Consider the following 25,980-nt stretch of genomic DNA (forward strand, 5'->3'; position numbering starts at 1 on the left):
CGTCAGCGCGAGCGCGGATCAAAAACACGGTAGAGACCATCGCAAACCTTGTTGATGGCAATGAAGACGCCGCCAATGACAAGCGTCGCTCCCAGCACCGCAGCCATGTCGGCATTGAGCAGCGCCGTCGTGAGATAGTTGCCGATCCCCGGCCAGGAGAAGATGGTTTCGATCATCACCGAGCCTTCGATCAGGCTGGCGTAGGACAGGCCGATCACCGTGATCAGTGGCACCAGAATGGGCCGGAAGGCGTGGCGCCAGATCACCAGCCGTTCCGACACGCCCTTGACGCGTGCCGTCGTCACATATTCCTGCCCGAGCTGATCGAGCATCAGCGAGCGCGTCATGCGTGAGATATAGGCGAGGCTGAAGAAGCCGAGGATCGCGGCGGGCAACAGGATATGGCTGACGGCATTCCAGAAGATCTCGGTCTCGCCAGCCAACAGACTGTCAACCAGCAGGAGGCCGGTGACCGGCTCGACAATGCCGTCATAGAAGACATCGAGCCGTCCAGGGCCGGCCACCCATTGCAGGCGGGCGTAGAAGAGCGCAAGACCGACAAGCCCGAGCCAGAAGGCCGGCACGGCATAGCCGGCCAGGCCGACGACGCGAATGATCTGATCCCCGAAACTATTGCGGTGCGCCGCCGCTTCAACACCCATCGGCACGCCGAGCAACACGCCGATGGCGATGCCAAGGGTTGCCATTTCGAGCGTTGCCGGGAAAACCTCGGCGAGATCCTGCACCACCGGGCGGCCTGATGAGACGGACAGCCCGAGGTCTCCGGACAGGACCGCGCCGACATATTGGATGAACTGGACGATTTGCGGCTGATCCAGCCCCATCTTGAGCCGCGCCGCCTCATAAACGGCACGCGGGGCGCGATCGCCGACCACGGCCAGCACCGGATCGATCGGCACGATCCGGCCGATGAAAAAGGTAATGGCCAGCAGCCCCAGGAAAGTCAGCAGCAGCGAGGCGGCAAAGCGGACGATGAAGGAAACGAGCCGCCAGGCCCTGACCAGTCCCATAGGCATCTTGCCTGTCGCGGCAGGCTGAGCGTCGCTCAGGGAAGACACGCGTGCAACTCTCCTTCTGCCTAATGATCGAGCGGGGCGAAAAATTAAGCTTGACTATACAAATCATTTTGATTTGATCAAATAGATTTTGCCCGGAGTAAAAAAGTTTATGTCGACCGCCAACACTGCCGTGCATGACGGTGTCCGGCCCTGCGTGGGTGCCCTGATGCGCGAGCGCCGGCGTCAATTGCAGATGACGCTGCAGGACGTGTGCGCCGCCGCGGGCATTTCCGTAGGCTATCTCAGCCAGGTTGAGCGTGACCAGGCGACGCCCTCGCTGGGCACGCTGGCTCAGATCGCCCGCTGCCTCGGGGTCGGCATCGACTATTTCGTCTCCGCCCCCGCCGCCGAGGATCTGCTGTCGAAAGGCACGGATCGTCGGCGCTTCGCGGTTGACGGTTCGCCCGTGCAATATGAGCGACTGGCGTCGGATTTTGCCGGCAACACGCTCTCTTCCTTCATCATTCACATCCCGCCCGGCTATGCCTCGGAGACGGTCAGCCACGAGGGCGAAGAGATCGTCTACGTGCTGGAAGGTCGCCTGATCCACAGTCTCGACGGCGAGGAGATGAAGATGGAGACCGGTGACTGCCTGCATTTCCGCGGCAGCCGTCCGCATGCCTGGCGCAATGACTCCGACAAGGTCACCACCTTGCTCTGGACCGGTACGCTTCCGCTTTTCCGCCCGTGATCTGTCCAGGACACGATCGCCGGCGGCAAGCCCCATGACAGCTTTGGAAACATAAACAACAGAGGGACCAAAGACATGAAGATTTTCCAGGCCGCATTGCTAACCGCCAGCTTCCTGCTGCCGGTATCCATGACCAGCGGAGCCTATGCCGCAACACCGGCGCACACGCTGGTGGTCGCCCAGAACATCGATGACATCGTCAGCATCGATCCGGCAGAGGCCTTCGAATTCACCTCCGGCGAATATGTCACCCAGACCTATGATCGCCTCGTCCAGTATGACGCGCCTGACGTCAAAACGCTGGCGCCGGGCCTTGCGACCGCCTGGTCCGTCGACGAAGCCACCAAGACCATCACCTTCACCCTGCGTGATGGCGTCAAGTTCTCCTCGGGCAACACCATGACCGCTGACGACGTGGTCTACTCCTTTGCCCGTGTGATCAAGCTCAACAAGGCACCGTCCTTCATCCTCACCCAGCTCGGCTGGACGCCTGAGAATGTCGCCGACATGGTCAAGGCCGACGGCAACAAGGTCATCGTCAGATACGCTGGCGACTTCTCGTCCGCCTTCGTGCTCAACGTGCTCGCCGCCCGCCCCGCCTCTGTGGTCGATGCGGCGACCGTCAAGAGCCATGAGACCGACGGCGACATGGGAAATGCCTGGCTCAAGGCCAACTCGGCGGGTACCGGTCCTTTCGTGCTCAAGACCTTCAAGCCAGCGGAACTCCTCAACCTCACCGCCAATCCCGATTATTTCGGCGGCGCCCCGGCGCTGAAGTCGGTCATCATCCGTCATGTGGCCGAAGCCGCCACCCAGCAGCTGCTGCTGGGGACCGGCGACGTGGACATGGCCAAGAATCTGACGCCGGACCAGGTTGCCAAGGTCTCCAAGGAAGATGGACTGGTGGTCGAGACCTATCCGCAAGCCGCCGTGCATTTTCTGAGCTTCAACCAGAAGGATCCGGCGCTGACCAACCCGGCCATCTGGGAGGCTGCACGCTATCTGGTCGATTACAAGGGCATGACCGACAGCTTCCTCAAGGGGCAGATGCAGGTGCACCAGGCCTTCTGGCCGTCGGGCTTCCCCGGCGCGCTCGACGACACGCCTTATAGCTACGATCCGGCCAAGGCCAAGGCGATCCTCGACAAGGCCGGCGTCAAGACGCCGCTCGATGTGACGCTGGACGTCATCAACTCCGCGCCCTTTACCGACATGGCGCAGTCGCTGCAGGCAAGTTTTTCGCAGGCCGGCATCAATTTCAAGATCATCCCGGGCACGGGCAGCCAGGTGATCACCAAGTATCGCGCCCGCACCCACGAGGGCATGCTGCTCTATTGGGGTCCCGATTTCATGGACCCCGATTCCAACGCCTCCGCCTTTGCCTTCAACGAAGACAACTCCGACGACCATTACCAGTCGACGACCACCTGGCGTAACGGCTGGGCCGTGCCGGCCGAGCTCAATGCCGAGACCAAGGCGGCCAAGTCGGAAACTGATCCGGCCAAGCGAAATGCGCTCTACGTGGACATCCAGAAGAAGGTCCAGACCAACTCGCCCATCGTGGTGATGTTCCAGGCCTCCGAACAGGTGGCCATGTCGAAGAAGGTGTCGGGCTACGTCAACGGCGCCGCTCCCGACTTCGTCTTCTACCGCTTGGTCAAGAAGGACTGACAACGCCAAACACACCCCGGCGTGCCTGCCCGATCGAACCGCACGCCGGGGCGCTCATTGATTCAGAGCAACGACCAAAGTTTTCGGCTGAAGAAGAACCGTGTTCACCGCGCATTTTGCAGTGAACACGGTCTTTTTCTTCCCACATATCGCGGCGCGTGATTCCGCTCCGGCTTCATCCAGAGTGAGGCACAGGCAGGCCTCACCGGTAACAACCGCGGCGAGCGGGGTTGAGAACGTCGGAATGACCTGACGTGGATGTCGCTGCCTCGACCTCCGCCCCGATTCCTTGCCGTGTTGGGATGCAAGTCGAGGCGCATACATGGCAGGATCGTAGCTCCTTTTCACTCCGGGGTGGCCTAGCCTCGGTGTCGCCAAGTTTTGGCCTTCTTCAATCGACCGGTCCTGGGACTGGGGGGAGATAGGATGGACGAGGGTTGTCGTTCCCAACAACTTTTCAGCCAGCTCAGGGATACATTGCAATATTGAGAAGCCGACAACTGCTTGATGCTGTGCCATGACATTTTCTGTGAAAAATTGCGGATTGTTGCCTCGACTTGATGGATTGGCTCACTCTGCTCGACTAGCTTGAGGGGACTCTAGAGACACTGATTGCGATAGAGGTTGGCTCGTGGCGTTAGATTTGGAGCGGATTGAGGCGCTTGCCCCCGATCAGGCGTCGCTGAATGCCGCGCGCAAGCTCTTGAAGCCTGCTACCTGGCCAACCCTTGCTTGCGACGACGGTGGTTTGGTCTGGGGCGAAGTACAGGGATCCGGCGCAACGCCCTATCGGGTGGTGATCTCGGAAGAAGATGCCGGCTATAAATGCACCTGCCCGAGCCGGAAATTTCCCTGCAAGCATACGCTGGCGCTGATGTGGCTGCGCGCCGAGCGCAAGGTTGATTTTGCGCGGGCAGACAGGCCGGAGTGGGTCCTGGACTGGCTCTCGCGGCGGCGAGGTCCCTCGGCTGCGGCCACGCCCGTGGAGACGCCGAAAGGATCGATCTCCGCCGCTCTATCGGCCGATATCGCAGAGGATACGCCCGATCCCAAGGCCGAGGCGCGGGCTCAGGCACAGCGCGAGCGCATCCAGCGCGAACGCGAGGCGAGCATCCTCTTGGGTCTCGATGAACTTGACCTCTGGCTTCAAGATCAACTCGATCGCGGTGTTGCCGCCTTCCTGACGGATGCGGGCGCGGCCTGTCGCAAGCTGGCTCAGCGTCTGGTGGACGCCAAGGCGACCAGCCTCGCCATGCGCGTTGATCTGCTGTCGTCACGCCTGTTTGCCTTGCCGGAGACCTTGCGTCCGCAAGCGGCGATCGAAGAGCTGGGACAGCTTCACCTCATCGCCGAAGCCTATCGACGTCAGGACGACCTCGACGCAGCCTTGCGGGAGGATGTGCGCCAGACCGTCGGCTGGAACCAGGGGCGCGAGGCGCTTCTGGCCGACCCCACGGCCTTGCATGTGGCCGGTCGATGGCATGTGTTTGCGGCGCGCCAGATTGTCCAACCGGACCGGCTTCGGCGGATCGAAACCTGGCTGCTGCGTGACGGCGACGGCGGATCGCCGCGCTTTGCGCTTCTCCTCGACTTCGTCCCCCTGGCCGGCGGCACAAGCGCTGCGGGCTATCTGGTTGGCGACGTGTTCGAAGCGGAACTGGTCTTCTATACGACGACAGTGCCGCTGCGCGCGCTTGTCGGTGCGCAGACGCAGTCGACGGCGCCGTCTCGGGCGCTTCCGTCGCTACCGGACATTTCTCTTTCCGCAGCCTTTGCAGACTATCAGGCAGCCTTGGCCGCCAAGCCCTGGCTTGGCGAATGGCCACTCACCTTCCTGGGGGCGACGGTCCGTCGCCGGGCCAGCGATTACTATCTCATGGATTCCCCAGACGGCCTTGCGCTGGCCATCGCGCCACATCAGGAAGCATCGGTCTGGGCGCTGGCCGGGGCCGACGCCTTTGACGGCGTCGGTCTTTGGGATGGTCGGTATTTCTGGCTGGCGCAAGCCGAAACACCGCTTGGGCGATGGGTGGGCTCATGAAAACCTCCGGCCTGAAATCCGATGTATTTTCGGCCTTCCTCCTCGGCACCTCCCGCCGCCGGCCAGACTACGCGCGAACCGTCGGCGCGCCACTGGCAGCCGGGGACCCAAAGGCGGATCTGAAGGCCATGGCCTTGCTCGCCCAGATCCTGCGGCTCGAGCGCCCCGCGGCGCCACATGAGTTTCTGGCTTCTCCCGGCCTCAGCGGAAAGCGCAAGGTCATCCCGGACGACCTGCGCGATCGGTTCATCCGCTTGTTCGGGGCCGGCAAGTTCGCATTCGCACCTACCGATCCGCTGTCTGCCGGTATGGCACAGGCGCTCGATCGCCTGTTCCTTGCCCCTCATCCCTATGACTTTCAGCGCCTTGAAGGCTTTGTTCGTACGCATGCCGACCGGCTCGGGGCCGATGCGGTTGCCTGGCTCGACCGAGACAAGTCCGCCGAAGAGCGTAGGGGCTATTTCGATCTTGCCGTTCTCAACGACGACAACTGGTCCTACGCAGCACCGACCCGCCGGGAGCGTTACATCGGCGAGAAGCGGGCGACCGATCCGTCTGGCGCACGCGCCTTGATCGAGGCGGTGTGGGCAACGGAAGCTGCGGACATGCGTCTTCGGCTCCTCGCCGCTCTCAGAACTGGATTGAGCGCCGACGATCAGCCGTTTCTGGAAGGCCTTTCCAAGGATCGAGCACCGAAGGTGCGCGATCTCGCGGCCAGTTTCCTTGCCCGAGTGGCCGGGGTGGCGGTCGATCGCCCCGCTCACAAGGAAACGCTTGGACGCATCACCAAGGAAACCAAGGGCATCTTCCGCAAGAGAAGCGTGCTGAAGCTCGAGCTCCCCGCGACGGTCATCGATCTGGTCTGGCTGCACTGGGTCATGAGCGAATTTTCCGAGATACCCATTGAGAGCTGTGCCGCTCAGTTCGACATGTCGGTCTCGGATCTGGTCGATGCCGCGGCTGATGATGCCCGGCTTCCGGCGGCAATCGCCTTGATGGCTGCCCAATCGCGCCGCTTCGACATCGTGGCGCAACTTGCAAAGGCGTCGAACCATCCTGTTGCTTTGCTGTCGTCCGGCGGCTTCAGTCGTGGCCAGGACTTCACGCCTGCAGAAGCCTTGACCCTTGCCGAGACCATTGTCCGGTCTGGCGCAAACTCCAAGTTCCCAGCCCTCAACGCCTTCTTGAGCCAACTCTACGCGTTGACAGGTTGCGCCTTGGCGCCCACGGCTTTTCAGGTGATTGCCGACGCAACGGAGCGGCAATGGTCTGAAGGGACCCTGCGCGAAATGCCCGGCATTGTCGCTTCGCTGGCATTGCTGGCTCCCCCGTCGAATCGGGAAACCGTACGTTTCCTTGCCCTTAGCCTTGAAGAGGGGGGCGGCTCCGTCATCGCCTGGCTCGATCTTCTTGGCAGTCTTGAGAAGGTGTCGTCCAATGAGTGACGTGAAACTGCGCCGGTCCGCCGAGGACTTGTTTGCCAACGAACTTGCTGCCCTCAAGGCGGGCGACGACCGGCCGCGGCCGGAGAACTGGCAGATGTCACCGCAGGCGGTCGTCACGTATATCCTTGGCGGCAAGGCCAAGGATGGAACGCCCGTCTCGGCCAAATATGTCGGCAATCGTCGGCTGATCGAGACCGCCGTGGCCACGCTCGCCACCGACCGCGCGTTGCTGCTGCTCGGCCTGCCCGGCACGGCAAAGTCCTGGGTGTCGGAGCACCTGGCAGCGGCCATTTCCGGCTCGTCCCAGCGGCTCATCCAGTGCACCGCAGGCACCGACGAGAACCAGATCCGCTACGGCTGGAACTATGCGATGCTGCTGGCCAATGGTCCCTCCATGGCGGCACTTGTCAAGACGCCGCTGACCCGCGCGATGGAGGATGGCACAATTCTTCGCCTGGAAGAGCTGACCCGCATGGCGTCCGACACCCAGGACACGCTGATCACCGTCCTGTCCGAGAAGACCCTGCCGATCCCCGAGCTGGACACCGCCATCGAGGCCCGGCGCGGCTTCAACGTCATCGCCACCGCAAACAACCGCGACAAGGGGGTCAACGACCTCTCCTCGGCCCTCAAGCGTCGCTTCAATGTGGTGGTGCTGCCCTCGCCTGCCACCATCCAGGAAGAGACCGGCATCGTGGTCAAGCGCGTCGCCGAGATCGGCACAAGCCTGCAACTGCCGCCGATCAAGCCGGCAGATGCCGAACTGGCACGTATCGTCGTGATGTTCCGCGAGTTGCGCGAGGGCAAGACGGAGAATGGCAAGGTCAAGCTGAAGACCACGTCAGGATCGCTGTCGACGGCCGAAGCCATTTCCGTCGGCGTTGGTTCGTGGTCGGAGGCGGCACATTTCGGTCGGGGCGTGCTGGAAGCGCAGCACATGGCCGCCAATCTGGTTGGTGCCGTCGTCAAGGATCCGGTCCAGGACATGGTGGCGCTGCAGGAATATCTCGAAAATGTCGTCCGCTCCCGCGATGGCTGGGACGACCTCTATCGCGCCATTCGCGATGTGATCTGACCCCGATGGACGACCGGCTTCACCTTCTCGGCATCCGCCATCATGGCCCCGGTTCGGCGGCGCTTACCGTCGCGGCGCTAGATCGACTAGATCCGGCTGCGGTGCTGATCGAAGGCGCCCCCGAAGGCGAGGCGCTGGTCCGGCACGTCGGCGATGCCGGTCTTAAGCCACCAGTGGCGCTGCTGTTCTATGTGGTGGATGATGCCAAGGCGGCCGTCTTTGCGCCCTTCGCCGAATTCTCCCCAGAATGGCAGGCCATCCGCTGGGCGGTCGCTCACGGTCGACCTGTGGTGTTCATCGATTGGCCCGCCACCATATCGTTAGCCTGGAAGCCGGGCGAAGACACTGAGCTGGCTCTACGCCCCGATCCGCTCGACCTGATCGCCCGCACGGCAGGTGCCGAGGACGGCGAAGCCTTCTGGAATGCTCTCATCGAAGAGAGCGGCGGACTTGGAGATCCGCTGGCGACTTTCGCCGCCATCGGTGACACCATGGCCGAGGCCCGGGCATCGGCCGAGAGCGACGGGCTTGCAATCGGCCGGCGCGATGAGATCCGCGAGGCCTTCATGCGGCTGGCCACCCGCCAAGCGCTAAAGGACCATAGTGGTACACTCGCGGCCGTCGTCGGGGCCTGGCACGTGCCGGCACTGCGCCAGAAGCTGCCGATCGCCGAGGACAAGGCGACCATCCGCGATCTCGCCAAACTCAAGGTCGAAGCGACCTGGGTGCCCTGGACCGACAGTCGGCTGGCTAGCGCGTCAGGCTATGGTGCCGGCGTGATCTCGCCAGGCTGGTATCGTCACCTGTGGCAGGCGCACTCAGCCAAGAGACAGGATCCGGCCACTTTCGCAGCGACTTGGCAGGCTCGCACGGCATCCCTGCTGCGCAGCGCGGGCTTGGCCGCGTCGTCGGCTGCGGCCATCGAGGCCGCTCGGTTGTCGCTGGCGCTCTGCCAGTTGCGCGATCTCGCCATGCCCGGTCTGGCGGAAATGCGCGAGGGCGCCCTTGCCGCGCTCTGCCACGGCGATGAAATTCCGCTGCGCCTCATCGAACGCCGACTTTACGTGGGCGAGATGATCGGCGAGATCGGCGAGAATATCCCGCAAATGCCGCTTGCCAGGGATCTTGCCCTTTGGCAGCGCCGCGCACGCCTGAAGCCGGAGGACCTCGAGACCGACATCCGCCTCGATTTGCGGAGCGAGGCGGGCTTGTTGAAATCCACCCTCCTCCACCGCCTTATGCTCCTCAATGTTCCCTGGGGGCATCTGATTGAAGCCAACGCCGGGCGCGGCACGTTCCGCGAAGTGTGGCGCCTGTCCTGGCAGCCGGAGTTCTCGGTGGCGCTGGCCGATTGCCTCGTCTACGGCATCACCATCGAGGAAGCGGCCGGCAATCTCGTGCGTGAAAGGGCCAAAGCGGCGACGGGGATCGGCGAGTTGGCCAAGCTGGTCGGTGCGGCGCTTGTGGCCGATCTGCCTGACCCCGCGACCGATGCCATCGCCTCCTTGCAGGCGCTGGCGGTCAACGCGTCCGACTTGACCGATCTCATGAAAGCCGTTGTTCCGCTGGCTTCGGTTCTTCGCTATGGCACCGCGCGCAAACTGCCCGAGGAGGCATTGAGGGCGCTGATCACCGCCCTGGTGATTGAGGTCAACGCCGGCATCCGCATCGGTTCGCACCAGTTGGAGGCCGATGTTGCTGACGCGCGCGTCGCCGCCATGCGCGCGTTTGACGAGGCGCTTGGCTTGATCGGCGAGGACGAGCTGATCGTATTCTGGCGGCGGCAGTTGCTCCTGATCGTCGAAGACGATCAAGCCGCCGCCCCGGTTGCAGGTTTTGCCTTGCGCCGCTCTGCGGATGCCGGGTGCCTCGATGCGGAAGCCGTCGCAACTGCCTTTTCCCTGCACATGAACGCCGCACCGCGCACGGCGGGTGCTTTTCTGGAAGCCTTTCTGGCGGGCGGTGCTGAAATCCTCATACAGGATCCGGCCATTCTCAGCCTCATCGATCTTTGGCTGATGGCACTCGACGAAGACGGCTTCATGGAAGTGCTGCCGCTCTTGCGTCGCGCCTTCTCCGGGTTCGACACTGTGACCCGCAAGCGCCTTCTCACTGTGGTTGCCAAAGGGCCAATGACGAGCAGCGTCGCACAGCCCATGGCAGTCGAGGCTGGTGAAAACGCCGCCTTCATGGCTGCCTTGCCACTGCTTCTTCGCATTCTCGGACTGGAGGCCGCATCATGAGCAACGCGGAACACATGCGGCGCTGGCAACTTGCGGTCGGGATCGAGCAGGACGGGGGCAACGGGTCGCTCAGTGCAAGCGACCTGCGACTGTCGCAGGCGCTTGGCGCCCTCTACGACGTCGACAGCCGCAAGACAAAGGGAGGCCTTGGGGCGTCTGCTCCGCGCGTCGCCCGATGGCTGGGAGATATCCGCGAGTTCTTTCCATCCAATGTCGTCCAGGTTATCCAGAAGGACGCCTTCGAGCGGCTCAATCTCAAGGCGCTCCTGATGGAGCCTGAGTTTCTGGAGACGCTTGAGCCGGACGTGCATCTGGTCGCCGATCTCATGGCGCTACGCTCGGCCATTCCCGAAAAGGCCAAGGAAGCGGCGCGGCTGGTGGTATCGCAGGTGGTCACCGACTTGATGCGCCGCCTCCAGCACCGCACCTTGGAAACGGTGCGCGGCGCGCTCAATCGCCAGAAGCGCACGCGACGGCCTCGCCATTCCGACATCGACTGGCCACGGACCATCGGTGCCAATCTCAGGCATTATCAAGCCGCCCACAAGACGATCGTACCGGAAGCCCTGGTCGGATTTGCCCGCCGCTCCAACCGACGCGCCGATGTCGATCATGTGGTCCTTTGCGTCGACCAGTCCGGTTCCATGGCGCCCTCCGTCATCTTTGCGTCCATCTTCGCCGCCGTGATGGCGTCCTTGCCGGCGCTGCGCACATCGCTTGTCTGCTTCGACACAGCCATCATCGACCTCACGGACATGCTGGCCGACCCGGTGGATGTGCTGTTCGGCGTTCAACTTGGCGGTGGCACCGACATCAACGGCGCGCTTGCCTATTGCGAGAGCAAGGTCGAGCACCCGAGCAAGACGCATCTGATTTTGATCAGCGATCTGTTCGAGGGCGGCAATGCCAGGGACATGCTGGCGCGCGTCGCTCAACTCAAGCAGTCCGGGGTCAATGTCATCGTCCTGCTGGCGCTCTCGGACCAGGGGCATCCTGCCTATGATACCAACCATGCCGGCCTCATCGCCTCAATGGACTGCCCGGTGTTTGCCTGTACGCCAGACCAGTTTCCCGACCTGATGGCCGCCGCCCTGCAACGGCAAGATCTCGCCCAATGGTTGGCAGCCAACGAGATCGCCGCCGTCCGTCCGAGCAATCCGCCGTGAGGTCGCGCCATCGCGCAACGTTGCAGCCGTGACCGGTAGCCCCGCTCTACCCCTGGGGTCCGCATCCGCCCGCAGGTCAGACCAACTGCGAGCATGGCCGTTTGGCGACAGTGGGGCGCCAATGCCCCCGCAAAATCCACAGGTTCAAGAGTGGCCAGGAGACAGTGTTCCTGAACCGTCTGATGAGTGGGCGCGGACGACGGTTTCATCTAGGGCCCAGAGGGCGCTTGGCCTTTTCCGCCGGCTCTTCAATCCTCAATGCCGGCGAACCGGATTGAGGTGGCGTTCCAGCCACAGGCTGTATCTGGCGCTCGAAAAGCAGAACAGGAAATACAACAGCGCCACAAAGACATAGGCTTCGGTGTAGAAGCCGAGCCAGACCTGATCATTGGCGGCCACGCGTGCGGCGTTGAGCAGGTCGAACATGCCGATCACCGCCACCAGCGTCGTATCCTGGAAGATGCCGATGGCGAGATTGATGATGGCGGGGATCACGGTCTTCAAGGCTTGCGGCAGCACCACCAATCTGGTCGCCTGCCACCATGTCAGGCCGAGCGATTGGGCAGCTTCATATTGGCCGTTGGGAATGGCCTGCAAGCCGGCTCGGATGATCTCGGCGAGATAGGCCGCCACGAACAGCGACAGCGCCACGGTTGCGCGGGCAAACTTGTCGATGGCGGCGCCCTCGGGCAGCATCAAGGGAAACAGCAGCGTGGCGGCATAGAGAATGGCAATGAAGGGGACGCCGCGCACCAGCTCGATGAAGGTCACCGCATAGAGACGCAGGCCGCCGAGACGCGAACGGCGGGCGAGCGCCAGCCCGACCGCCAGTGGAAAGGCCAGCAGAAAGGCGGAGATGGACAGGAACAGCGTCACCGGCAAGCCGCCCCATTTGTCGGTCGCCACCGGGACCAGCGGTCCGCCGCCGCCCAGCAACCAGATCGCGCCGCCGATGCCGGCGATCCACAGCGCCAACAGGCCGCGCCCCCAAAGGCGCGGACTGGTGGAGACCAGCAGCAACCCGAACAGCAGGCCGCATGCGGCATAGGCGCGATAGCTCTGCTCCGGCGGATAGAGGCCGGTGACGATGAACTGCAGCTTCTCGCCGATGAAGGCCCAGCAGGCACCGGAAGCGGCGGTGCAATCCTCGGCGGATCCCCACCAGACGGCGTTCCAGATGAACCAGTCCCAGGCGCGCGGCAGCAGCAGGCCCGCCAGGATCGCGAGAGCCAGTGTGATCGCCGCGTTGCCGGGCGTCCCCAGCGTTGCCTTCAGAAGCGGATGCCGATCCAGGAGCGCGGGCGGCTTGTCGTCCACAAGGCTCATCGTCCGAAGCCCCCCTTGCGCATGTTGCGGCGATTATAGGCGTTCATGGCCAGGGACACCGCCAGGCTGAGAGTGAGATAGGTGGCCATCATGATCACGATAACCTCGAGCGCCTGTCCGGTGACATTGGCGGAGGTATTGAGAATGCTGACCAGTTCCGGATAGCCGATGGCGACCGCCAGTGATGAGTTCTTGGTCAGGCTGAGATAGGAGGAGGTCATCACCGGGATGATCACGCGGAAAGCCTGCGGCAGGATGACGAGGCGCAAGATCTGCCCCGGTCGCAGACCCAACGCCCGCGCCGCCTCCCACTGCCCCGTCTGGACCGACAGAATGCCGGCACGCACGGTTTCGGCGATCGACGCCGAGGCGTTCACCGCAAGGCCGAGCAAAAGCGCTGTATATTCGGGGGTCAGCGAGATGCCGCCGATGATGTTGAAGCCATGCAGCGCCGGCACATCCGGCTGAAAGTCGATCCCGGCGAGCAGAGCAACGGCAAAGGGCACCAGCGTGGACACAATGGTGGCCGCTGCCACGACCGCCAGCGGGGCCGGCCCCACGGATTGGCGCCGCCTGGTCAGCCAGGTCCCTTGCAACGCCAGCAAGAGCGCGGCGCTTGCCAGGATCGGCAGGCCCCACCCGTTTGCCGAAATGGACGGCAGGAACAGGCCGCGGTTCGACAAGAGCACGCCCGGCGCAGGCGACAACGCCTGGCGCGGATTGGGCAGCAGATGCAGCAGCGTCGACCATACGAACAGCTGGAGGAGCAGCGGCGTATTGCGCAGGCCCTCCACGTAGACCTGTGACAATCTCGAAATCAGCGGGTTGCCGGACAGGCGCAGGATGCCGAAGGCAACGCCGAGCGCGGTTGCCAGAACGCAGCCCACGAGGGACACACTGACCGTGTTGAGCAGACCGACGAGGATCGCCCGGGCATAGCTGTCGCCGGCCTCGAAGCTGATCAGCCCCTCACCGATGCCGAAGTTGGCAGCATGGTTGAGGAAGGCAAATCCCGGCGTCAGCCCCAGCCGGGCCATGTTGGCTTCAAGGTTCGTCCAAAGATAGGCGATCATGGCGAAGGTGCCGACGTAGAGCGCGATCTGCGCCAGCGGCCAACGCCCGAGCCAAGTCACTGCAAACGACAGAACTCCAGGCCCTTGCGGACCTGGAGCTGCCTCACGCATTTCGAAGGATCGATCCACGATATCGGCCATGTGGGTCATCCGATCAACGGAACGGCGGGGAGTAGAGCAGGCCACCCTTGGTCCACAGCTCGTTGTAGCCGCGCTGGAACCCGACCTTGGTGTTCGGCCCGATGTTGCGATCGAAGATCTCGCCGTAATTGCCCACGGCCTTGATGATGTTGTAGGCGAACTTCGGGTCGAGGCCGATGGCTTCGCCGAGCGAGGTGTCGACGCCGAGGAAGCGCTTGATCGCCGGATCTTCGCTCTTCAGGAACTCGTCGACATTGGCCTGAGTGATGCCGAATTCCTCAGCCTGGATCGTGGCATAGACGGTCCAGTTGACGATTTCGAGCCAGCGGTCGTCACCGGCGCGCACGGCCGGGGCGAGCGGCTCCTTGGACAGGCGCTCGGGCAGCAGCACGTAGTCGTCGGGATTCTTGAACTCCGAACGGCGGATGGCCAGATCCGAGCTGTCCTGCGTTAGCGCGTCCACGCGGCCGGATTCGAGCGCAGCGACGAACTCCTTGGAGTCCTCGATCACCACCGGCGTATACTTCTTGCCGGTCTTGCGGAAGAAGTCGGCGATGTTGAGTTCGCCCGTGGTGCCCGACTGCACACCGATGGTGGCGCCGTCGAGGTCGGCGGCCTTTTCAACGCCGAGCGACTTCTTCACCAGGATGCCCTGCCCGTCATAGAAGACGACCGGGCCGAAGTGGAAGCCAAGCTTGAAGGCACGCGTCACAGTCTGGGTCACGCCCGACAGGAGAATGTCGAACTCACCGGCCTGCAGGGCCGGCAGGCGCTGCTGCGGCGACGACGAGGTGAACTCAACCTTGTTCGGGTCATTGAACACCGTGACGGCCAGCGCGCGACCGAAATCGACGAAGAAGCCCTGCCACTTGCCGTTGGAATCGGGCGCAAAGAAGCCGGGAGACGTGCCGACGCCGACCTTGATCACGCCGCGCTGCTGGATGGCGTCGAGCGTCGGACCGGCAAAGGCGCTGGAGATCGCGGCCGCGCCGAGGGACAGCGCGACGGCGCCGGTCGCAGCAAGACGCTTGAGGCTGAATGGATAGGTCATGAACCACCTGTAAAAGCACTTGAAGAGGGAGGAACCCGCCGTATGCGGCTATGGCGAACCGCGCTCATGGGTCTTGGGAGGAGTGCGGCGGGCTCTGAAATCAAGTTGACCAAAAAGGCGGCACCGGCACAAAATATAATCTATTATTTTTATAGCGATTTCTGAAATCGTGTTCTCATGATCGCCGATTGGTCGCAAAATTCAAAATCCGAACAACTGAAGATAGATGATCTCCCCTACGGTCTTGTCCTGAGCCTCCCCCGACAACCGACGCCCTTGGACGATTGGGGCCTTCCCCCGCGCAGGCCACGGACCATCCTTTGCGGAGAACCTGACCGCCACCTCGGGAGGAGCGTTTCCACCTTGGCGGTGGCGTCCTCGCATATGTCAATGAATTCAAAATCTTGTCGTGTTATTCGGTAACAAGGTCGACGGACGCCGCGCAAGCTGCGCCGAGGCTGGTTGCGATTGCGTCTGTTTCAGTGAAGGTTCGGGGTTCGGAATGCTCACAAACAAGGGAAAATATGGTCTGAAGGCTCTGTCGCATCTGGCACGGACAGAAGCTGATCGACCGATTCTCAGCGCCGAAATCGCGGAAACCGAGAATATCTCCAAGAAGTTCCTGGACGCCATTCTGAGAGACCTCAAGAACGCCGGGTTCATTCGCTCCTGGAAAGGTCCCGGCGGCGGCTACGCGCTCGCCAAGCCGCCGCACGAAATCATCATCGGTTCGGTGGTCCGGGCCCTCGATGGTCCGCTGGCTCCGATCGCCTGCGCCAGCCGCACCGCCTTCCAGCCTTGCGACGATTGCAAGGACCTCAATGGCTGCGTGGTCCGTCTTGCCATGCTGGAAGTTCGCGATGCCATGGCCAAGGTACTCGACAACATGACGCTGGCCGACATGAACGCCAAGGCCACATGCCATATCAGTTTCTGACGGCGATCCTCCCGAAGGCCATGGACCGGATTGAACCGGTCGCGGCCTGAGTGCCTGCGGATTGGATTCGAGTTCTCGTTTTAGGGCTGCGCCGGCTTCGTTGATGGACATGGCCGCAGACCAGTTGCGCCCACCGGTAGTTCCCCTCGCGACCAAAGTCTGAGCTCCCGCGGACGGGAGCCGCGGCAGGCTGCTTGAACTCAAAATTTATATAGTCTATCGTTTTTATACTTTTTATGTCTCTTGATGGATGGCGATCATGAACTTCGCTCTTCCCCCGAAATATGAACGGCTGACAGCGACCACCGTTACGTCCTATCTCGACCAGCATCCCTCGCTGGCAGCACGGCTTGGCGGGGACAGATCGGCCTGGAGGGTCGAGGAAGTCAGTGACGGCTATCTCAACCTTGTGTTCCTCGTTACCGGCAGCACAGGCAGCGTCTGCGTCAAGCAATCGCTGCCCCATGTTCGTGTCGATGAATCCTGGAAGCTGCCGCTCGATCGCAATCGCTGCGAAAGGATCTGGTTTGAGCATGTGGCTCCGCATGTGGATCGCGCGATCCCGGACATCTATCACCACGATTCCGATCGCTTCATCCTGGTCATCGAGACATTGCGTCCGCATGAGGTGCTGCGCACGGCCCTGATCGGAGGCCGTCGCTATCCTGATTTTGCCCGTGACGTCGGACGTTTCGTCGCCAACGCCACCTTCCACACCTCGGATCTGTTCCAGCGCTACGAGGACAAGCAGGAGGTCATCGCCAGCCTGCGCCACAATGATGCCCTGCATCGAATCATGCGCGAACTGGTGTTCCAGGACCCGTTCTTCCCCTCGCCGCGCAACCACTGGACCACGCCGCAGCTGGACGACATCGTCGGACAGATTCACGCCGATCCGGTGCTGCGCCTTGCGGCTTCCCGCATCGGCTACAAGTTCATGACGTCGACGCAGGCGCTGGTGCACAGCGACCTGCACACCGGAGCCGTGATGGCGACGGACGGCGACACGCGCATCATCGATCCTGAGTTTGGCGTCTACGGGGCCATTGGCGTTGATACCGGCTGCTTCATCGCGCATCTCTTTATGGCCTACTATTCCCAGCCTGCCTATGCCTCTGCAGAGGACGATCGCACCGCCTTTCAGACGTGGATTCTCGAGCAGATCGAGATCTTCTGGGACGAATTCCGCCGATCCTTCCTTGACCTGTGGCGCGCCAAGTCTGGCGGTGACGGCTATCCGGCCTTCGTCTTCGCCGATGCCGTCGGTGCCGCCGCCCTCGACGCCGAACGCGAGCGTTTCCTCGACGAGATCTGGCAGGACACACTTGCCTATGCCGCCGTCAAGATCATCCGCTCGATCATCGGCTATTCGCACTTCGGCGACCTCGAGGGCATCGCCGATCCGGACCAGAAGGCGGCCAGCGAGGCCGGGGCCTTATCGCTGGGCCGCCTGTTGCTGGTCGAGCCAGGCCGGTTTGCCAGCATCTCCGACGTCACTGCTGTCGCAAGCAAACTTCAGCAACAGAGACGATCCGCCGGTTCCAGACTGTCATTCTCCTCGCTGAAGGATATCTGAGCATGTATGTTCCCGCTCCGGCGCTTCACGGCCAGAAGCTCGACGAAGGTGACTTGATCCGCGACGTCGTCGCCGGCCGCCTGATCGTCCCGGAGACGGGCCAGCCCCTGCGCAGTCCGATCCGTTCGGTCCGCATCGATGGCGACCTCAGCGGCGGCGAGGCGGATCTGATTGCCGCCGCCGGCCTCACCGGGCAGATCGCCGTGGTGGCCGACGACAACACCTGGGCGGCGCTCGGACGGCGCGTCCAGCGGGCTCTCCCGAGAACCACGCCTCCCATCGTCCTGAAACGCCCGCGCGCCGATGACGCCACGGCCGATGATCTTGCCGATCGGCTTCGGCATGCCGACGCCATCGTCGCCGTCGGCGCCGGCACGATCAACGATCTGGTCAAGACCGTCGCCCACCGCTCGGGGCGGGCCTATGCCGTCTTCGGCACCGCGCTGTCGATGAACGGCTATACCACCACCACGGCCTCGCTGTTCGATGCAGCGGGCATGAAGACCACGCGGCCCGCCCGGGCGCCCGTCGGTGTGTTCCTGGACATCGGCGCCGTCGCCAACGCGCCGCTCCGCCTGACGCGCGCCGGTCTCGGCGACAGTGTCTGCCGGACCACGGCGCAAGTCGACTGGCTGCTGTCTCACCTGCTGCTCGGCACCAGCTACAGCGATACGCCCTTTCAGCTTCAGGCGGCCGACGAGGACCGCATGCTGAAACTCGCCGGACGGCTCGCCTGGCGCGATCCCGAGGCCTATGTCGCCCTGGCGCGCATCCTGGTCCTGACGGGCATGGGGTCCTTCGTCACCGGCACCTCCCACTCGGGCAGCATGGCCGAGCATATGATCAGCCACTCCATCGACATGCTTGCCGGGCCTGACCATCCCGGCTCCCTGCATGGCGAGCAGGTGGGCATCGCCACCCTTGCCGTGGCGCGGCTGCAGGAACTTGTGCTCGACAGGGCCGCACCGCCGACGCTCGCCGCGCAGGTCATCTCGGATGAGACCATCCTCACCCCCTTCGGGGCCGCTGGGCCGGCCTGCCTTGCCGAGTTTTGCAAGAAGGAAATGGACGGCCCCGCCCGCCGCCACCTCACCGACAAACTCGCCAGCGAGTGGCCCGGCATCCGCGCCAAACTGCGGCCGAAACTCAAGCGCCGCACCGAGCTTGAGGCCGCCCTTCGCGCGGCCGGGGCTCCGCTCACCCCTGAGGACATCGCCCTGCCCCGCAAGGTCTGGCGCGATGCCGTCAAGCTCGCCCGCCTCACGCGCAACCGCTTCACCATATTGGACATCGCCGCCGAGTCCGGCCTCCTGGACGCAGAGTTGGACCGGTTGCCATGACCGCAGACGACACGCGCTTCACGGCGGTCTTCCGCATCCACGGCGATCGGGACCACGCCCGGTCCCTGGCGCAGGCCATCGCCATCGAGCAAAGCGTCGAGATGCCACTCGCGGCGATCACCGATACCCGGATCCTCACAGAGGTGGTTGGGCGGGTTGTCGGCGTTCATTCTGTCGCCGAACACCTGTTCGAGGCTCGCATCTCGCTGGCTACGGAGACGCTGGACGGATCGATCGGCCAGTTTCTCAACATGCTCGTCGGCAACAGCTCGTTCCATGCCTCCGCCGAACTGATCGACTTTGACCTGCCCGAACCGCTCCTCGCCAGCTTTCCCGGCCCGGCGCTTGGAATTCCTGGTCTCCGCAAGCTGGCCAATGCGCCCACCCGGCCCCTCACCCTCTCCAACCTCAAGCCGCAGGGCCTGCCCGCAGACGAGCTCGCGGCCATCGCCCTTTGCCTCGCCAGAGGCGGACTCGACTTCATCAAGGACGATCACGGCCTTGCCAACCAGCGGTCGGCGCCCTTTGCCGAACGGATCGCCAAAGTGTCCGCCGCCGTCCAGACGGCGGCAAACGAGACGGGCCACCTCGCGCACTATCTGCCGAACATAACTGGCACGCTCGACGATCTGCGTCACCAGATCGACCTCGTCCGCCGCGCGCGGCTCCCGGGCGTGATGATCATGCCCATGCTGGTCGGCCTGTCCACCTTTGCGACGATCACGGCGGAAAACCGGGATCTTCTGTTCCTGTCGCATCCGGCCTTCGGTGGGCGTTCGCCGGTTGGATTCTCGCTGCTGTTTGGCAAGCTCCTGCGCCTGCTTGGCGCCGATGCGACCCTGTTCCCCACCCATGGCAACCGCTTCGGCATCCCGCGTGACGACACGCTGTCGGCCGCGGCCATGGCCCGTGCACCGCTCGGATCGGCGCTGCCGGCGCTGCCCATTCCTGCCGGCGGCGTGCGTCACGACATGCTGCCGTCCATGATCGGCGACTATGGCCTCGACACCATGCTCTTCCTTGGTGGCACCCTGCTCGCTTCCGGTTCGAAGCTCACCGCCGACGCGCGCCTGTTCACCGAGGCCGTCGAGACCCTCGCGACCGATCGTGGCCCCCGGACCCAAGCGCCCTGAGCGCGATCACCAGACACTGATACCAAGTGTCATTGAAAAATTACTCTTGGTATTCCGTACTCGAGTTTCTCATGCCTTTGACGCAAATGAGAAATTCGAATTGTTCTCAATGAGCCAATGCGTCAGCATTCTGGCGAACTGGTATGACAGGACTACTTCATGGCCCGTTTCGACGCCATCTTCGTCGGCCTCACCATTCTGGATGTCGCCGGTCGCCCGGTTGAGCGCGTACCGGATGGTGGCGGTGTTGCCTTCATCGAGGAAATCCGCCTCAACCCGGCCGGCACCGCCGCCGGCGCAGTCATGAACGCCGCCAAGCTCGGCATTTCCACCGCAACCATCGCCTGCCTTGGCCATGACGAGAAGGCCGATTTCATCCTTGCGGTCTACAAGCGGCTCGGCATCGACACTTCGCTCGTGCAGTTCACCGACAAGGCGCCCACCTCGGCCACCATCCTGCCGATCCGACCCAACGGCGAACGTCCGGCCCTGCACGCGCGCGGCGCCTCGGACCATCTGTTTGTCTCCGACGCGGACTTTGACCGCGCCACCGATGCCCGCTTCCTGCATCTCGGCGGCACAGGCCTGTTGCGTGCCATGGACGGCGGTCAGAGCGCAAAGCTGCTGGCGCATGCCAAGGCGCGCGGCGTGGTCACCACCTTCGACCTGATCGCACCCAATCCCTCGACGCTCACGCTGCTCGACGCGCTTCTGCCGCATGTCGACTATTTCATGCCCTCCTTCGAGGAGGCGTCCTACCTGTCGGGTCTCGATACGCCCGAAGCGGCGGCCGCCTTTTTCCTCGACCGTGGTGCTGGCGCCGTCGTCTTCAAGCTTGGTGCCAGGGGCTCCTATACCCGCACCCGCGATCACGCATTCTACACCCCGGCCTTCAAGGTGGCGGTTTCCGACACCACCGGCTGCGGCGACAGCTATTGCGGCGCCTTCATTGCCGGTCTCTCCCAAGGCCTGTCGCTTGAAGATGCCTGCCGCCTGGGGTCGGCAACGGCGGCGCTGGTTGCCACCGGTCTCGGTTCTGATGCCGGGGTCTCTGACCTCGCGCAGGTCCAGGCTTTCATGGCGTCTGCGGAAACGCGCGACTGACACCTTGAGGAGACCGTTCGGCAATCGCGACTCGCACGCGCTTGCCGATCATTTTGCGGGCTTGGGCGTCGGTTCTGCGGAATACCCGACGGCTGACAAAGGCTTCCAATGTTCACGATGCAAATAGAATACTATTTCCATAGCTTTTATTGATTTAAGTCATGCCGTGGCTATCCTAGGTCAAGATTGACACCTTGCCCAGTTTTGACCGGAGACCTTAGCCATGACGGGTTCAAACGCCAGTTCCTCCTCTCCCCGCGAAAGCGGCCTGTCGCGCCGCAGCGTGCTGCGCGGCCTTGCCGCCGGTAGCGCGGTTGCCGCGGGTGCCGCCGCGAGCACGCGCCTGTTCACGCCAGCGATCGCCGGGCCGGCCCCGCATATCCGCCTCGCCTGGACGGAAGTGGCGGCCTGCCATTCCCCCCTTGGCTTCGGCGTCGCCAAGGGCCTCTATGCCAAGCACAATCTCGATATCGAGCTCTTCTATCAGGGTGCCAGCGGCCAGACCCTCATCCAGGCGCTGGCCACCAACAAGGCCGACGTGGGCGCCGGCCTTGTCGGCGACTGGCTGAAGCCGCTGGAGCAGGGCTTCGACGTCAAGCTCTTCGTCGGCTCGCATGGCGGCTGCCAGCGTCTGCTGGCCTCGGAAGCCTCCGGGGTGACCGACATTGCCAGCGTCAAGGGCAAGACCATCGCCACCTATGGCATCGGTGCGCCGCCGCAGGTCGCTTTCCAGGTCACGCTGGCCAAGGCCGGCATCGATCCGGAGAATGACGTGACCTGGAAGGCCGTTCCCTTCGAACTGGTTGGTGAAACGGTCGCCCGTGGCGACGCCGACATCGCCGCCCATCTCGACCCCTGGGCCTATTCGATCCAGAAGGCCCACAATTTCAAGCTCATCGCCGACACCCAGACCGGTGTCTACGCCGATCACACCTGCTGCGTGCTCGGGGCCAATGGCGCCTTCCTCAACGACAACAAGGATGCGCTGCGTCGTCTGGCCGAAGCCAATATCGAAGTGCACGAATATACCGCCGCCCATCCGGATGAAGTGGCGGCCTGGTATCTCGATGCCCTGAAGCCCGCCGGCCTCAGCCTCGAGGATCTCCAGGCGGTCATCGGCAATCTGGTGTCGCACAATCATCCGATCGGTCAGGCGCTGATCGACCAGATCCGCATCACCTCGGAAGACCTCAAGCTGGTCAAGGTTCTCGATCCGGAGACCGATCCGAAGGAGTTTGCCGAGCGCATCACCGTCAACCTGCTGGCCTGATCTGTTCCAGCGCGCCGGCGGAAGCCTTCCCGACCTGGGCAGGCTCTGCCGGTTCATGATTTGGTCGGCGTGGCCGACGGGAGATTTGCATGACCGATATCGTCCAGACCTTGGACGAGCAGGCAGATACAAGTGCTGCCACGCGACTCGTCTGGAAGCATGGGTTGATTGCCGCCGTCACCTGGGCGGCCGCCTCCATCGTCACCATCGCCCTTCCCGATACGATCAAGTGGGGCAGCGTCGGACTGTTCTCCGGTCTGACCGGTGCCGGCGCCGCCATCCTCCTCGTCCTCGCCTTCACGGTGCACACGCTCGGCAAGACCGGCAAGACCATCGAGCATTATGGCCCCTGGCTGATCGCCGTCGGCGTCTGGTTTGCGCTCTGGGAGTTCACCACCGCCAAGACCGGCTGGCTGCCCAAGCCCTTCTTCTCGCCGCCGCACGGCCTGCTCAACGTCTATGTGGTCGAGTTCGATCGTCTGATCGTCTGCATCGGCTACTCGCTGCGCCTCTGGGGCCTCGGCTTCTTCTCCGGCGTGACCGTAGGGTTTCTCCTCGGCATCGCACTCGGCTGGTCGCGCAGCTTCAACTATTGGGGCATGCCGATCCTGAAGTTGATCGGTCCAGTACCGGCTTCCGCCTGGATTCCCGCCACTTTCTATTTCTTCCCGACCACCTTCGACGCGTCGATCTTCCTGGTGGCGCTGTCCTGCGGCATTCCCGTCGCCATCCTCACGGCGTCGGGCGTTTCCTCGGTGAACAAGGCCTATTACGACGTCGCCCGCACGCTCGGTGCCGACGAGCGCTTCCAGATCCTGAAGGTGGCCATCCCGGCCTCGCTGCCGCATGTGTTCGTCGGCCTGTTCATGGGCCTCTACTATTCCTTCGCCATCCTCGTGGTCGCGGAAATGCTCGGCGCCAAGTTCGGTCTCGGCTGGTACATCCAGTTCCAGACCGCCTATTCGGGCTATGCCAACGTCTACGCCACCATCGTCATCATGGCCGTGCTCTGCTCGGGCATCGTCAAGCTGCTGTTCGTGGCCCGTGACCGTCTGCTGTCCTGGCAGGAAAAGGGACTGATCTGATGAACGCTCCGCTCAAGTCCCTCCTGTCCTTCGCGGGACTCGGCCGCAAGCGGCAAGAGCCGCGCAGCAGCCGGACCGTTCCGGCTGACAACGCCCGCCGCAACATCGCGCTGGACATCAAGAACGTCTCGCATCACTTTGATATTGCAGGATCTCCCCTGGCTGTCCTCGACAATGTCACCATCAGCGTCAAGCCGGGAGAATTCGTGGCGCTGCTGGGTCCGTCCGGTTGCGGCAAGTCCACGCTCCTGCGTCTGGCCGCCGGTCTCGACACGCCCAGCCGCGGTTCGCTGCTCGAAGAGGGCCAGCCGATCGACGGCCCCGATCCTTCGCGCTTGCTGGTCTTCCAGGATCCGACGCTGTTTCCCTGGCGCACCGTCTGGCGCAATGTCGCCACCGGGCTCGAAGCGCGCGGTCTGCTGGACACCGAGTCCGCGCGGGTCGACAACGCGCTGAAACTGGTCAAGCTCGACAAGTTCGCCGACGCCTATCCGCACCAGCTGTCCGGCGGCATGGCCCAGCGCGTGGCGATCGCCCGCGCTCTGGTCAACGACCCGCATCTGCTGCTGCTCGACGAGCCCTTCGGCAAACTCGACTCGCTGACGCGCATGACACTGCAGGCCGAGCTCACCAAGCTCTGGCAGGAGGTGGGCTTCACCGCCATCCTCGTCACCCACGACGTCGAGGAAGCCTTGCTGCTTGCCAACCGGGTCATCGTCTTCTCGGACCGCCCCGCCCGCATCGTCGCCGAGTTCGAGGTGGACAAGCCCTATCCCCGGCATCGCGACGATACCGACCTCGTTCACTTGCGCCAGACCATCCTCGGCCAGCTCGGAATTGCCAATGATTAAGCGCCTGATGTCGTCGCCCACGCTTCTGGTCCTCGGCCTCTTGTTGTCGCTTGGCACGTTCGCCTGGTGGTGGCTGGTGTTCCGCGAGCTGATCAGCACCAACTCCATGTCGCTGAACGAGGCGCTGCCCTGCATGGCGGCGCAGTCGGACCTCTGCTCCCTCGCCCAGGCGCTGTGCAAGCAGAACCATGTGCTCGGCATCAAGCGCTATGACGTCCTGGCCTTCTGGGTGTCGGCACTGGTCCTCGCCGGCGGTCTCATTGCCAACGTGTTGCCCCGCCGGTCCGCATGAGCCTTCCGCCCGTCGATTATGCCCGGAACATGCGCCTGATCGGTCATTCCGATCAGGGCGGTCGCGGCGATGGTCTGCAGGTGATGGTGCACCGGGGCTATGCCTATGTGGCCCATCCCTGGTCGGGCGGCTTCTCGATCATTGACGTGCGCGATCCCTCGCGCCCGGGCGAGACCACTTTAATCCCGGCGCCGCCCAACACTTGGACGATCCATCTGCAGACCCATGACGATCTGCTGCTGGTGGTACACGCGCTGGATATCTTCGCCAACATCACCTTCGACGACGAGCACAGCTATTACTCGAGTTCCATGGGTGACCTCGTGGGTGCCAAGTCACGCAATGGAGCAGCACCGCGCCCCTGGTCGTCGGGCGTCGCCATCTACGACATCTCCCAGCCGACCCGGCCGCGGCAGATCGGCTTCTTTCCGGTCGACGGAATCGGCGTGCACCGAATCTGGTACATTGGCGGTGATTTTTGTTACATGAGTGCGCTATTCAATGGCTACTCGGATTACATTCTCGCCATTGTCAACATCGCCGATCCCACCCGCCCCTTCGAGGCCGGGCGCTTCTGGCTGGACGGCATGCACACGGCCGGCGGCGAGGTGCCGAGCTGGCCGGCGGGCAAGCGCCATGCCTTGCATCATGCTGTTATTTCAGGAGAAACCGCCTATGCTTGCTGGCGTGACGGTGGCCTGACGCTCATCGACATTGCCGACAAATCGGCGCCGAAGCTGATCGCGCACCGCAACTGGTGCCCGCCCTATGGCGGCGGCACCCACTCTGCCCTGCCCTTGCCCGACCGCAACCTTCTACTTGTGGCCGACGAAGCTGTGGCAGATAATGAGCAAGATGGACGCAAGCATACCTGGGTTTTCGACATCCGGTCGCCAGACAACCCGGTGTCGATTTCGACCTTTCCCATTCCAAAGGAGGCCGACTATACGGCCAAGGGCGGTCATTTCGGGCCGCATAACCTGCACGAGAACCGTCCGGGCAGCTTCCAGTCGTCCGAGATCATCTTCGCCACCTGGCAGAATGCCGGCATCCGGGCGTTCAACATCGCAGATCCCTACCATCCCCGCGAGATCGGCGCCCTTGTCCCCTCTGCCCCGACCAAAATCATCGACCGCCGCCCCGGCCGCCCCCCTGTGATCCAGAGCGCCGACGTGTTCGCCGACCGCAACGGCATTCTCTATGCCACTGATTATAATGCGGGTTTGTCGATCATCGAGTTCGGCGGATAAAAAAAGCCCGGAGGTTTCCGCAAGACCTCCGGGCTTTGCAGGGCTGACACTCGACCCGAACCCGCCGAATGCCAAGGCCGCAACAACTAGGCGAAAATCACTCGTGCTCAAAAGTCCCGCCGATCCCCCGAGCAGGGCCT

21 protein-coding genes are annotated in these 25,980 nt (G+C 63.3%); 17 read left to right on the forward strand and 4 right to left on the reverse strand.

From position 1 onward, the window contains the following. Positions 1-2: 2 nt before the first annotated feature. A complete protein-coding gene (locus tag L2I41_RS12580) occupies positions 3-1,031 on the reverse strand; it encodes an ABC transporter permease (RefSeq protein WP_237153950.1) in 1,029 nt (342 codons plus the stop codon). Positions 1,032-1,188: 157 nt separating this feature from the next. Here L2I41_RS12580 and L2I41_RS12585 point away from each other — a divergent pair, with 157 nt between their 5' ends. The 7 genes from L2I41_RS12585 to L2I41_RS12615 all read left to right on the forward strand — a co-directional run bounded on the left by L2I41_RS12585 (position 1,189) and on the right by L2I41_RS12615 (position 11,411). Further along, positions 1,189-1,770, forward strand: a complete 582-nt coding sequence (locus L2I41_RS12585; protein ID WP_237153910.1) for a helix-turn-helix domain-containing protein — start codon at positions 1,189-1,191, stop codon at positions 1,768-1,770. A gap of 75 nt (positions 1,771-1,845) precedes the next feature. Beyond that, positions 1,846-3,441 carry an ABC transporter substrate-binding protein gene (locus L2I41_RS12590; RefSeq protein WP_237153911.1) on the forward strand — a complete coding sequence of 532 codons (1,596 nt, stop codon included), beginning with the start codon at positions 1,846-1,848 and terminating at the stop codon, positions 3,439-3,441. Positions 3,442-4,072: 631 nt separating this feature from the next. Next, entirely contained in the window at positions 4,073-5,482 is a 1,410-nt protein-coding gene (locus L2I41_RS12595) for an SWIM zinc finger family protein (protein ID WP_237153912.1), read from the forward strand. Next, positions 5,479-6,927, forward strand: a complete 1,449-nt coding sequence (locus L2I41_RS12600; protein ID WP_237153913.1) for a DUF5691 domain-containing protein — start codon at positions 5,479-5,481, stop codon at positions 6,925-6,927. The genes L2I41_RS12595 and L2I41_RS12600 overlap by 4 nt, the downstream gene beginning before the upstream one ends. Next, entirely contained in the window at positions 6,920-8,002 is a 1,083-nt protein-coding gene (locus L2I41_RS12605; RefSeq protein ID WP_237153914.1) for an ATP-binding protein, read from the forward strand. Before L2I41_RS12600 ends, L2I41_RS12605 begins: the two co-directional genes overlap by 8 nt. A gap of 5 nt (positions 8,003-8,007) precedes the next feature. Beyond that, a complete protein-coding gene (locus L2I41_RS12610; protein WP_237153915.1) occupies positions 8,008-10,245 on the forward strand; it encodes a DUF5682 family protein in 2,238 nt (745 codons plus the stop codon). Beyond that, complete coding sequence (locus L2I41_RS12615; RefSeq protein WP_237153916.1) at positions 10,242-11,411, forward strand: VWA domain-containing protein; 1,170 nt, start codon at positions 10,242-10,244, stop codon at positions 11,409-11,411. The genes L2I41_RS12610 and L2I41_RS12615 overlap by 4 nt, the downstream gene beginning before the upstream one ends. Before the next feature lie 255 nt (positions 11,412-11,666). On the opposite strand, the gene L2I41_RS12620 is transcribed toward L2I41_RS12615, so the two are convergent. The 3 genes from L2I41_RS12620 to L2I41_RS12630 are packed head-to-tail and all read right to left on the reverse strand — an operon-like array spanning position 11,667 to position 15,002. Then, positions 11,667-12,737, reverse strand: a complete 1,071-nt coding sequence (locus tag L2I41_RS12620) for an amino acid ABC transporter permease (RefSeq protein ID WP_237153917.1) — start codon at positions 12,735-12,737, stop codon at positions 11,667-11,669. Continuing rightward, positions 12,734-13,951, reverse strand: a complete 1,218-nt coding sequence (locus L2I41_RS12625; RefSeq protein WP_237153918.1) for an amino acid ABC transporter permease — start codon at positions 13,949-13,951, stop codon at positions 12,734-12,736. Before L2I41_RS12625 ends, L2I41_RS12620 begins: the two co-directional genes overlap by 4 nt. Before the next feature lie 13 nt (positions 13,952-13,964). Next, positions 13,965-15,002 (reverse strand): amino acid ABC transporter substrate-binding protein, encoded by a 1,038-nt coding sequence (locus L2I41_RS12630; protein WP_237153919.1) that lies wholly within the window; start codon positions 15,000-15,002, stop codon positions 13,965-13,967. Between the two features lie 502 nt (positions 15,003-15,504). Between L2I41_RS12630 and L2I41_RS12635 the strand changes: the two genes are divergently transcribed. From L2I41_RS12635 to L2I41_RS12680, 10 genes are all read left to right on the forward strand, one after another. After that, positions 15,505-15,939: an RrF2 family transcriptional regulator gene (locus L2I41_RS12635; RefSeq protein ID WP_237153920.1), complete on the forward strand. Its 435-nt coding sequence runs from the start codon at positions 15,505-15,507 to the stop codon at positions 15,937-15,939. A 259-nt stretch (positions 15,940-16,198) separates the two neighbouring features. After that, the gene (gene mtnK / locus L2I41_RS12640; RefSeq protein ID WP_237153921.1) at positions 16,199-17,515 is read left to right on the forward strand and encodes an S-methyl-5-thioribose kinase; all 1,317 of its coding nucleotides are present in this window, start codon (positions 16,199-16,201) and stop codon (positions 17,513-17,515) included. 2 nt (positions 17,516-17,517) lie between these two features. Further along, positions 17,518-18,855: an iron-containing alcohol dehydrogenase gene (locus L2I41_RS12645; protein ID WP_237153922.1), complete on the forward strand. Its 1,338-nt coding sequence runs from the start codon at positions 17,518-17,520 to the stop codon at positions 18,853-18,855. Further along, a complete protein-coding gene (locus tag L2I41_RS12650; RefSeq protein ID WP_237153923.1) occupies positions 18,852-19,988 on the forward strand; it encodes a RuBisCO large subunit C-terminal-like domain-containing protein in 1,137 nt (378 codons plus the stop codon). The genes L2I41_RS12645 and L2I41_RS12650 overlap by 4 nt, the downstream gene beginning before the upstream one ends. A 159-nt stretch (positions 19,989-20,147) precedes the next feature. Continuing rightward, positions 20,148-21,092 carry a carbohydrate kinase family protein gene (locus L2I41_RS12655; RefSeq protein WP_237153924.1) on the forward strand — a complete coding sequence of 315 codons (945 nt, stop codon included), beginning with the start codon at positions 20,148-20,150 and terminating at the stop codon, positions 21,090-21,092. Between the two features lie 223 nt (positions 21,093-21,315). After that, positions 21,316-22,362, forward strand: a complete 1,047-nt coding sequence (locus tag L2I41_RS12660) for an ABC transporter substrate-binding protein (protein WP_237153925.1) — start codon at positions 21,316-21,318, stop codon at positions 22,360-22,362. Between the two features lie 89 nt (positions 22,363-22,451). Beyond that, complete coding sequence (locus tag L2I41_RS12665) at positions 22,452-23,447, forward strand: ABC transporter permease (protein ID WP_237153926.1); 996 nt, start codon at positions 22,452-22,454, stop codon at positions 23,445-23,447. Next, the gene (locus L2I41_RS12670; protein WP_237153927.1) at positions 23,447-24,298 is read left to right on the forward strand and encodes an ABC transporter ATP-binding protein; all 852 of its coding nucleotides are present in this window, start codon (positions 23,447-23,449) and stop codon (positions 24,296-24,298) included. Before L2I41_RS12665 ends, L2I41_RS12670 begins: the two co-directional genes overlap by 1 nt. Further along, positions 24,291-24,590 (forward strand): hypothetical protein, encoded by a 300-nt coding sequence (locus tag L2I41_RS12675; RefSeq protein ID WP_237153928.1) that lies wholly within the window; start codon positions 24,291-24,293, stop codon positions 24,588-24,590. Before L2I41_RS12670 ends, L2I41_RS12675 begins: the two co-directional genes overlap by 8 nt. After that, complete coding sequence (locus L2I41_RS12680) at positions 24,587-25,840, forward strand: LVIVD repeat-containing protein (protein ID WP_237153929.1); 1,254 nt, start codon at positions 24,587-24,589, stop codon at positions 25,838-25,840. The genes L2I41_RS12675 and L2I41_RS12680 overlap by 4 nt, the downstream gene beginning before the upstream one ends. Positions 25,841-25,980: the final 140 nt, after the last annotated feature.

It is taken from the genome of Oryzibacter oryziterrae, from assembly GCF_021864535.1.
GTDB classification, from domain to species: Bacteria; Pseudomonadota; Alphaproteobacteria; order Rhizobiales; family Pleomorphomonadaceae; genus Pleomorphomonas; species Pleomorphomonas oryziterrae.

What these genes read in the sequence shown, in the direction of transcription:
- L2I41_RS12580 (WP_237153950.1), bottom strand. Translation starts at nt 1,031, where the DNA reads ATGGGACTGGTCAGGGCCTGGCGGCTCGTTTCCTTCATCGTCCGCTTT.
- L2I41_RS12585 (WP_237153910.1), top strand. Translation starts at nt 1,189, where the DNA reads ATGTCGACCGCCAACACTGCCGTGCATGACGGTGTCCGGCCCTGCGTG.
- L2I41_RS12590 (WP_237153911.1), top strand. Translation starts at nt 1,846, where the DNA reads ATGAAGATTTTCCAGGCCGCATTGCTAACCGCCAGCTTCCTGCTGCCG.
- L2I41_RS12600 (WP_237153913.1), top strand. Translation starts at nt 5,479, where the DNA reads ATGAAAACCTCCGGCCTGAAATCCGATGTATTTTCGGCCTTCCTCCTC.
- L2I41_RS12605 (WP_237153914.1), top strand. Translation starts at nt 6,920, where the DNA reads ATGAGTGACGTGAAACTGCGCCGGTCCGCCGAGGACTTGTTTGCCAAC.
- L2I41_RS12610 (WP_237153915.1), top strand. Translation starts at nt 8,008, where the DNA reads ATGGACGACCGGCTTCACCTTCTCGGCATCCGCCATCATGGCCCCGGT.
- L2I41_RS12615 (WP_237153916.1), top strand. Translation starts at nt 10,242, where the DNA reads ATGAGCAACGCGGAACACATGCGGCGCTGGCAACTTGCGGTCGGGATC.
- L2I41_RS12620 (WP_237153917.1), bottom strand. Translation starts at nt 12,737, where the DNA reads ATGAGCCTTGTGGACGACAAGCCGCCCGCGCTCCTGGATCGGCATCCG.
- L2I41_RS12625 (WP_237153918.1), bottom strand. Translation starts at nt 13,951, where the DNA reads ATGGCCGATATCGTGGATCGATCCTTCGAAATGCGTGAGGCAGCTCCA.
- L2I41_RS12630 (WP_237153919.1), bottom strand. Translation starts at nt 15,002, where the DNA reads ATGACCTATCCATTCAGCCTCAAGCGTCTTGCTGCGACCGGCGCCGTC.
- L2I41_RS12635 (WP_237153920.1), top strand. Translation starts at nt 15,505, where the DNA reads ATGCTCACAAACAAGGGAAAATATGGTCTGAAGGCTCTGTCGCATCTG.
- mtnK (WP_237153921.1), top strand. Translation starts at nt 16,199, where the DNA reads ATGAACTTCGCTCTTCCCCCGAAATATGAACGGCTGACAGCGACCACC.
- L2I41_RS12645 (WP_237153922.1), top strand. Translation starts at nt 17,518, where the DNA reads ATGTATGTTCCCGCTCCGGCGCTTCACGGCCAGAAGCTCGACGAAGGT.
- L2I41_RS12650 (WP_237153923.1), top strand. Translation starts at nt 18,852, where the DNA reads ATGACCGCAGACGACACGCGCTTCACGGCGGTCTTCCGCATCCACGGC.
- L2I41_RS12655 (WP_237153924.1), top strand. Translation starts at nt 20,148, where the DNA reads ATGGCCCGTTTCGACGCCATCTTCGTCGGCCTCACCATTCTGGATGTC.
- L2I41_RS12660 (WP_237153925.1), top strand. Translation starts at nt 21,316, where the DNA reads ATGACGGGTTCAAACGCCAGTTCCTCCTCTCCCCGCGAAAGCGGCCTG.
- L2I41_RS12665 (WP_237153926.1), top strand. Translation starts at nt 22,452, where the DNA reads ATGACCGATATCGTCCAGACCTTGGACGAGCAGGCAGATACAAGTGCT.
- L2I41_RS12670 (WP_237153927.1), top strand. Translation starts at nt 23,447, where the DNA reads ATGAACGCTCCGCTCAAGTCCCTCCTGTCCTTCGCGGGACTCGGCCGC.
- L2I41_RS12675 (WP_237153928.1), top strand. Translation starts at nt 24,291, where the DNA reads ATGATTAAGCGCCTGATGTCGTCGCCCACGCTTCTGGTCCTCGGCCTC.
- L2I41_RS12680 (WP_237153929.1), top strand. Translation starts at nt 24,587, where the DNA reads ATGAGCCTTCCGCCCGTCGATTATGCCCGGAACATGCGCCTGATCGGT.